The sequence below is a fragment of the Stenotrophomonas sp. B1-1 genome, assembly GCF_010894375.1.
GTDB lineage: Bacteria > Pseudomonadota > Gammaproteobacteria > Xanthomonadales > Xanthomonadaceae > Stenotrophomonas.
In genome coordinates, this window is sequence record NZ_JAAIUZ010000060.1 from 1 (window position 1) to 1067 (window position 1067).

The 1067-nt window shown below is 62.9% G+C and carries 1 pseudogene; it reads left to right on the plus strand.

From position 1 onward, the window contains the following. Positions 1-1067, plus strand: a pseudogene (locus G4G00_RS21745) (bifunctional DNA primase/helicase); the annotation flags it as partial.

The window sequence follows — 1067 nt, forward strand, 5'->3', positions numbered from 1 at the left end:
TATGAACACGCCGAGCGGGCGCAGTTCCATTTCGACTTTGGCAACCGGCTGTACTGGTTTGAGTTCGATGCAGTGCGCTTTGACAAGCTCTGCCGTGAATACGCCACGCGCAAAGAGGATGCGGCGGCCGAGCTGGAGGAAGATGAGCTGCAGAAGCTGCGCCGCGCCAGCGCCTCGGTGAAGGAGATCGCCAGCTGCTTTCCGCAGACCCTGTACTTCCAGCGCAACGAGGTCACCGACGAGGCCTGGTACTACTTCCGGATCTATCGCCCCCTGGGCAAGCCCAGCGTTACCGGCACCTTCACCTCCAGTCAGGCGATGAATGCCACCACCTTTCGTGACCGCCTGGCCCACATCGCCCCCGGCGAGATCTTCGACGGCACCGGCGGCCAGCTGCTGGCGGTGATGAAGGCGCAATGGAAGGACGTCAAGACCGTCCACACCGTGGACTTCATTGGCTACACCCCTGAGCACCAGGCCTATGTGTTTGGCGACCTGGCCGTGCGCCAGGGCCAGATCAGCCTGGCCAATGCCGAAGACTACTTTGAGTTCGACAAGCTGCGTATGAAGACCACCCAGCGCTCGATCCGCCTGGACATCCAGCGCGACCCGGAAGCTTTTCGCACCGACTGGCTGCAGTGGCTGTGGACCTGCTTTGGCACCCACGGCATCGTGGCATTGACCTTCTGGTTTGGCTCGCTGTTTGCCAACCAGATCCGCTCTACCCACAAGTCCTTTCCGTTCCTGGAAGCCACTGGTGAGGCCGGTGCCGGCAAGACCACCCTGCTGACCTTCCTGTGGAAGCTGCTGGCACGGGCCGACTATGAGGGCTTTGACCCGGCCAAGTCGTCCAAGGCCGGCCGGGCACGTGCCATGGGCCAGATCTCCGGCATGCCGGTGGTGCTGTTGGAGGCGGACCGGTCGGGGGCGGACAACAAGCCGCATACCCGGGCCTTTGAGTGGGATGAGCTCAAGGACTACTTCGGTGGTGGCACGCTGGCCACGCGTGGCGTGCGCAATGGCGGTAACGAAACCTACGAGCCGCCCTTTCGCGGCACGATCGTGAT